Source organism: Microbacterium sp., from assembly GCF_032084865.1.
Lineage (GTDB): Bacteria > Actinomycetota > Actinomycetes > Actinomycetales > Microbacteriaceae > Microbacterium.
This window is the reverse complement of the sequence record NZ_DAMDLU010000160.1, coordinates 1-6,134: the sequence shown is the minus strand read 5'-3', so window position 1 is coordinate 6,134 and position 6,134 is coordinate 1. Positions and strand designations below refer to the sequence as shown.

General features: G+C 70.0%; 6 protein-coding genes and 1 tRNA gene. 3 read left to right on the top strand and 4 right to left on the bottom strand.

Features of this window, described 5'->3' with window-relative positions; all coding sequences use genetic code 11:
- Positions 1 to 503 (bottom strand): DMT family transporter (locus RT309_RS13255; protein ID WP_313357755.1); only part of this gene is annotated, 503 nt, incomplete at its 3' end.
- Positions 504 to 588: 85 nt separating this feature from the next.
- Between RT309_RS13255 and RT309_RS13250 the strand changes: the two genes are divergently transcribed.
- On the top strand, positions 589 to 1,242 hold the full coding sequence (locus RT309_RS13250) for an SOS response-associated peptidase family protein (protein WP_313357754.1): 654 nt from the start codon (positions 589 to 591) through the stop codon (positions 1,240 to 1,242).
- A gap of 45 nt (positions 1,243 to 1,287) precedes the next feature.
- Here the strand turns inward: RT309_RS13250 and RT309_RS13245 are convergent.
- Positions 1,288 to 1,363: transfer RNA gene (locus tag RT309_RS13245), tRNA-Thr, on the bottom strand.
- Between the two features lie 55 nt (positions 1,364 to 1,418).
- The gene (locus RT309_RS13240; protein ID WP_313357751.1) at positions 1,419 to 2,375 is read right to left on the bottom strand and encodes a thioredoxin domain-containing protein; all 957 of its coding nucleotides are present in this window, start codon (positions 2,373 to 2,375) and stop codon (positions 1,419 to 1,421) included.
- 212 nt (positions 2,376 to 2,587) lie between these two features.
- Here RT309_RS13240 and RT309_RS13235 point away from each other — a divergent pair, with 212 nt between their 5' ends.
- Both RT309_RS13235 and RT309_RS13230 read left to right on the top strand, forming a co-directional pair.
- A complete protein-coding gene (locus RT309_RS13235) occupies positions 2,588 to 3,691 on the top strand; it encodes a sn-glycerol-3-phosphate ABC transporter ATP-binding protein UgpC (RefSeq protein ID WP_313357749.1) in 1,104 nt (367 codons plus the stop codon).
- Positions 3,692 to 3,757: 66 nt separating this feature from the next.
- Positions 3,758 to 5,062, top strand: coding sequence for a DUF4032 domain-containing protein (locus RT309_RS13230; protein WP_313357747.1), 1,305 nt, complete (start codon positions 3,758 to 3,760; stop codon positions 5,060 to 5,062).
- A gap of 41 nt (positions 5,063 to 5,103) precedes the next feature.
- On the opposite strand, the gene rlmB is transcribed toward RT309_RS13230, so the two are convergent.
- Complete coding sequence (rlmB, locus tag RT309_RS13225) at positions 5,104 to 6,105, bottom strand: 23S rRNA (guanosine(2251)-2'-O)-methyltransferase RlmB (protein WP_313357745.1); 1,002 nt, start codon at positions 6,103 to 6,105, stop codon at positions 5,104 to 5,106.
- Positions 6,106 to 6,134: the final 29 nt, after the last annotated feature.

Here is a 6,134-nt window from a genome sequence, read left to right as displayed (position 1 = left end):
AGCGGCGCGGTCGCGAGCACGCCGCCGGCCAGCGAGATGCCGACGGCGGCGAGGGCGAGCGCCCCGCCGATCACCCGTCCGGGCGTGACGGCGACGACTCCCGACGGACCGACGCCGATGCGGTCCAGCAGCAGGCCGTGCAGCGTCTGGCCAGCCACCACGCCGACGGTGAACAGCGACACTCCGAGCACGCCGGCGACGAGCCCCTGCGTGGTGACCGTGAGAGCGCCGCAGGTGCCGCCGAGAAGCATCCAGAACGGGATGCTGCGCGACCGGATGCCCGTGAGCAGCCGCCCCATGCCGGCGCGGCCGGACGGCAGTGCGAGCATCACCACGATGAGGACGACGAGCCCGACGGAGAACGAGATGAGGCCGGCGACGATGCCGTCGTCGATCCGGACCCCGAGGACGCCGTTGATCCGGGCCTGGACGGCCGTCATCGCCCCGATCGCGACAGCACCGCCCAGCGCGATCCATGCGGGCAGCGGGCGAGGGGGCGTCACTCGCTCCAGGCTACCCGCAGCGGACTGCGCTCGCCGTTCGCGACAGCCCCTTCACCATGTCGGTGCCCGCCGTTACCCTGTCGGCATGTGCGCGAGCTACGGACTGGATCCCCGTTTCACCGATGCCGAGCTGCTGGCCGAGGCCGACGACGCCGTGCTCGACGGGCTGCGCTCATGGGCCGAGCACAACGCGGGTGAGACCCTGCGTCCGACCGGGAAGAACCTGCGCAACCTGAATCCCCTGGTGACGGCGAACGACGGCACCGCCGCCCTCGAGCCCGCCTGGTGGGGATTCCTCGTCGACGGGCAGCCGGCGAAGTTCCCGTCGATCAACACGCGGTCCGAGCGCCTGCAGGATCGCCCCGGCGCTCTGCGCAGCCGCGGCCTGGTGCCGGCGACGGGCTGGTTCGAGATGCAGAAGCCTGATCGGATCTGGCATGAATTCGGTCTCGGCCGAGGGGTGCTGTTCGGCATGGCCGCGGTCACGCAGCGCGGCCGCACGCCCGACGGCGAGTGGATCACCTGCTACTCGATCGTGATGCGTCCCGCTCCCCCGCACCTGGCGGACATCCACGACCGGATGCCCGTGCTGATCCCCACCGCGTTCGCGGACGACTGGCTGCACGGCGATCCCACCCGCGATCTCATCGACGAGGCTCTGCTCGCCGCCGCCGGCCTGGACGAGCGGGTCGCCGCCGCGCCACGCGACGACGACAAGGGCGCTCAGACCCTCTTCTGACGCGGACGAGGCACGCGCCCCTCGCGGGTGCACGTGCCTCGTCAGTGGAGCCGACTACGGGACTCGAACCCGTAACCCCCGTATTACAAGTACGGTGCGCTACCAATTGCGCCAAGTCGGCGGACCGTCATCCAGCATAGCGACGGCGGGCGGGTCAGCCGCGCCGTTCAGCCGGTTCAGGAGGCCGGCGTGGTGGGCGTGGGCGTCGGGGTCGGCTTCGTCGAGCCGAAGTACTCGTCGCTCGCGACGGTCAGCACGAACTGCGAGAACTCCGCAGGGTCGTTCAGGGCGCCGACGTACGACTTGCCGCCGACGAGGATCAGCGCCTCGTTGTTCAGCTTCAGATCGTCGGTGCCGGGCAGCGGACCCTCGAGCGCGCGATCGGTCGCGGCCTTCGCCCACGACACGAAGTCCTGCTTCTCGATGCACGAGCGCACCTTCTTGGCATCCGACACACCGACGGCGACCGCGAGGTCGGCCAGGTCGGCATCGCTGCGGCCGTCGCTGTCAGGTTCGGGCTGTCCGGCGAGCAGCTCGTGGTTGTAGTCGTAGAAGCTGTCCGGCGCGTAGGTGGCGACGCAGGCGGCGGCACCAGCGGCGCGCAGCGAGTACTTCGTGCCGTTGGAGCTGGCGGTGAGCAGTGCGACCGGGTGGTAGGTCACCGTGACGGCCCCCTCCGTGATCCAGCCCGCGAGCTGACGCGCGTTGGCGCGCTCGAACTCGGCGGCTCCCGCCGAGAGATAGTCGACGTAGATGTGGATCTCGGTGGGCTTCGCGCCCGCCGAGGCCGACGGGTCGGGTTCCGGCGTCGCGCTCTCCCCCGTCTCCGAGGCGTCCTCCGACGGCGCCTGGCTCACCACTGCCCCGGACGGGTCTGCCGCAACCTCGGTCACCGTGACTCCGTCGCCCGACATCCCGCTCGGGCTGAGCTGAGGCTTCGAGATCGACGAGCTGACGGCGTAGGCCACGGCGGCGCCGATCGAGCCGACGGCGAGGATCGCCACGAGACCGATGATGAGCCGTCGCATCAGTCGCGCTCGCGACTGCTGGGCGTGCACCAACTGAGCCTTCTCCCGCACGGCTTCGCGCGAGTGGCGAGCAGCGGGCACGTTCGGCGTTTCGTCGCTCGACATCGTTCCTCTTGAAGATCGGGTGGGATGGGTGATCCCGCGGCCGCGGAGACTGCGGCGCCAGATTCGATGTTAACGAGGCAGCCTGAGAAATACCCAGACGCGCGCCGCCATGCCATACTGATCCCGACCCGATGGCGGGTCACGGCGGGCAGCGTCCGCCGCTTCCATCACGAAGGATCGTCCGGCACGTACCTGCCGGTGAAGGAGAAACCATGGCCACCGTTACGTTCGACGACGCCACCCGCCTGTACCCCGGCGGCACGCGTCCGGCTGTCGACAAGCTGAACATCGAGATCGCCGATGGCGAGTTCCTCGTTCTCGTCGGCCCGTCCGGCTGCGGAAAGTCCACCTCGCTGCGCATGCTCGCCGGCCTCGAAGAGGTCAACGGCGGCCGCATCCTCATCGGCGACCGCGACGTCACCGACGTTCCGCCGAAGGACCGCGACATCGCGATGGTCTTCCAGAACTACGCGCTGTACCCGCACATGACCGTCGCCGAGAACATGGGCTTCGCCCTGAAGATCGCCGGCATCGGCAAGGAGGAGCGCGCGAGCCGGGTGCTCGAGGCTGCCAAGCTGCTCGACCTCGAGGAGTACCTGAACCGCAAGCCGAAGGCCCTCTCGGGTGGCCAGCGTCAGCGTGTCGCCATGGGCCGCGCGATCGTGCGCCAGCCGCAGGTGTTCCTCATGGACGAGCCGCTGTCGAACCTCGACGCGAAGCTGCGCGTGCAGACCCGCACCCAGATCGCCTCGCTGCAGCGCCGGCTCGGCGTCACCACGGTCTACGTCACGCACGACCAGACCGAGGCCCTGACGATGGGCGACCGCATCGCGGTGCTCAAGGACGGCATCCTGCAGCAGGTCGGCACCCCGCGCGACCTGTACGAGAAGCCGAACAACGTGTTCGTGGCCGGCTTCATCGGCTCCCCGGCGATGAACCTGTTCTCGGCCGACCTCGCCGAGGGCGGCGTGCGCTTCGGCACCGAGGTCGTGCCGCTCGATCGCGACACGGTGGGCCGCACCAACGGCTCCCAGGTCACCGTGGGCGTGCGCCCCGAGGACATCACCGTCGGCCCCGCCGACGGCAAGGGCCTCTCGGTCGTCGTCGACCTCGTCGAGGAGCTCGGCGCTGACGGCTACCTCTACGGCCACACCGACATCAACGGCAAGCGCACCGACATCGTCGCGCGCGTAGACGGTCGAAACCACCCGAACGCCGGCGAGACGGTCACGCTGGCCGCCAACCCCGGTCACGTGCACGCCTTCGACATCGAGTCGGGCGAGCGCCTCAACGACAAGCCGGTCGTCTCGGCCTGACGAATCAGCACACGCGGCGCGGGCGGACCTCAGGGTCTCCCGCGCCGCGGTGTTCTCGGAGGAATCATGCAGGAGTCGCTGCGCATCACCGCGAGCACCATCGATCCGGGGCTGCTGAGTCTGCCCTGGTCGACCCCGCTCGGGAAGTGGCCGTCGGAACGCATCGTGTCGCTGCCGAAGGGCCTCTCCCGCCACCTCGTGCGCTTCGCGGATCTGTCGGGGCGCGTGGTCGCCGTCAAGGAGACCACCGCCGAGATGGCGCAGCGCGAGTACGACATGCTCGGAAACCTCGGCCGCCTCGACGTGCCCTGCGTCAGCCGGGTCGCGGTGATCGCCGGACGCACCGATGCCGACGGCAAGGCGCTGCCCGCCGCCCTCGTCACCTCGCATCTGCGCTTCTCGATGCCCTATCGCGCGCTGTTCACCCAGACGCTGCGCCCCGACACCGCCACGCGCCTGGTCGACGCCCTGGCCCTGCTGCTCGTGCGGCTGCACAACGTGGGGTTCTACTGGGGCGACGTGTCGCTGTCGAACACGCTGTTCCGTCGCGACGCGGGCGCCTTCGCCGCCTATCTGGTGGATGCCGAGACCGGCGAGCTGCATGAGGAGGGTCTGACCGACGGTCAGCGGGCGTACGACCTCGACCTCGCGCGCACGAACGTCGCCGGGGAGATCATGGACCTCGCCGCCGGGGGCCGACTGGAGGGCGGCGTTGACGCGCTCGAGATCGCCGACGGCATCGTCTCGTCGTACCGCTCGCTGTGGGCGGCGCTGACCGACGAGGAGTCGTTCTCGACGGGCGAGACGTGGCGCATCACCGAGCGGGTGGAGAAGCTCAACGCGCTCGGCTTCGACATCGACGAGATGTCGATGGAGACCACCGCGGACGGCACGACCGTGCGCATCCAGCCGAAGGTTGTCGACGCCGGCCACCACCAGCGGCGGCTGATCCGTCTCACCGGTCTCGACGTCGAGGAGAACCAGGCGCGTCGGCTGCTCAACGACCTCGACGAGTTCCGGGTGCGCTCCACCAAGTCGTGGGCCGAAGAGGAGATGTACGCGCACGAATGGCTGACGCGTGTCTTCGAGCCGGTCGTGCGCGCCATCCCCTACGACCTGCGCGCCAAGCTCGAGCCCGCTGAGGTGTATCACCAGGTGCTCGAGCACCGCTGGTACCTGTCGCAGGCGCAGTCGCGGTCGGTGCCGCTCGCCGAGGTGCTCACGAGCTACATCAACGACGTGCTGCGGCACCGCCGTGACGAGGCGACCATCATGGGACCGCCCACCGAATCGCTGGGCGTTCCGGTGCAGACCGGTTCGGTCGAGGTGTCGGACGACACCGCCGCGATCGACTGGCGCGACCTCGTCTAGAGCCGGCAGCCGGGCTCGGGTCCGGGCCGCGCGAGCGCGTCCTACTCCGCGGCGGCGCGGACGGTCGACACCTGGTACAGCGCGACGGATGCCGCGATGCCGGCGTTCAGCGACTCGGTGGCGCCCGAGATCGGGATCGACACGATCTGGTCGCACGTCTCGGTGACCAGGCGCGAGAGCCCCTTGCCCTCGGAGCCGACGACGATCACCACGGGCCGATCGGCCAGCTCGAGTGCGGGAAGGGAGACATCTCCCCCGCCGTCGAGACCGAGCACGAACACGCCCTGCTTCTTGAACTCCTTCAGCAGCGTGGTGAGGTTGGCGGCCAGTGCGACGGGCAGCCGAGCGGCCGCGCCGGCGCTGGTCTTCCACGCCGCGCTGTTCACGCTCGCCGAGCGGCGCTGCGGCAGGATGATGCCGTGGCCGCCGAAGGCGGCGGTCGAGCGGATGATCGCCCCGAGGTTGCGCGGATCGGTGATGCCGTCGAGGGCCACGAACAGTGGCGTCTCACCGCGATCGATGACCTGCTCGAGCAGATCCTGCGGGTGCGCGTACTCGTATGGCGGCACCTTCAGCGCGACGCCCTGGTGCACACCGTCGAACCCGGCCATGCGGTCGAGCTCCTGGCGGGTGACCTCGAGCACGGGGATCTCGCGGTGCCGCGCGATCGCGAGCATCTCCTTCACTCGGTCGTCCATCTCGACCCGCTGCGCGATGTAGAACGACGTCGCGGGGATCTTGGTGCGCAGCGCCTCGAGCACGGAGTTGCGGCCGGTGACCGTCTCGGTGTCGTCGGTCGCCTTGCTGCGCGCCTGCCGGTTCATGTCGCGCCCCTGCGGCTTCTGCCCCGCCTTGCCCTTGCCGCCCGCGGCGGCGAAGCGCTCCTGGGCCGCCTTGCGCTTGCCGGCGACGTGCCAGGCGCGATCCTCGGCCTTGGGTGTGGGGCCGCGGCCCTCGAGCGACTTGCGGCCGAGACCGCCGGTGCCCTTCATGGCACCCTTCTTCTTGCTGTTGCCCGCTCCGGGGCGGCCAGGCTTAGCCATCGATACTCCAATGCGTTCCGTCCGGAGTG

What these genes read in the sequence shown, in the direction of transcription:
- rlmB (WP_313357745.1), bottom strand. Translation starts at nt 6,105, where the DNA reads ATGGCTAAGCCTGGCCGCCCCGGAGCGGGCAACAGCAAGAAGAAGGGT.
- RT309_RS13235 (WP_313357749.1), top strand. Translation starts at nt 2,588, where the DNA reads ATGGCCACCGTTACGTTCGACGACGCCACCCGCCTGTACCCCGGCGGC.
- RT309_RS13230 (WP_313357747.1), top strand. Translation starts at nt 3,758, where the DNA reads ATGCAGGAGTCGCTGCGCATCACCGCGAGCACCATCGATCCGGGGCTG.
- RT309_RS13250 (WP_313357754.1), top strand. Translation starts at nt 589, where the DNA reads ATGTGCGCGAGCTACGGACTGGATCCCCGTTTCACCGATGCCGAGCTG.
- RT309_RS13240 (WP_313357751.1), bottom strand. Translation starts at nt 2,375, where the DNA reads ATGTCGAGCGACGAAACGCCGAACGTGCCCGCTGCTCGCCACTCGCGC.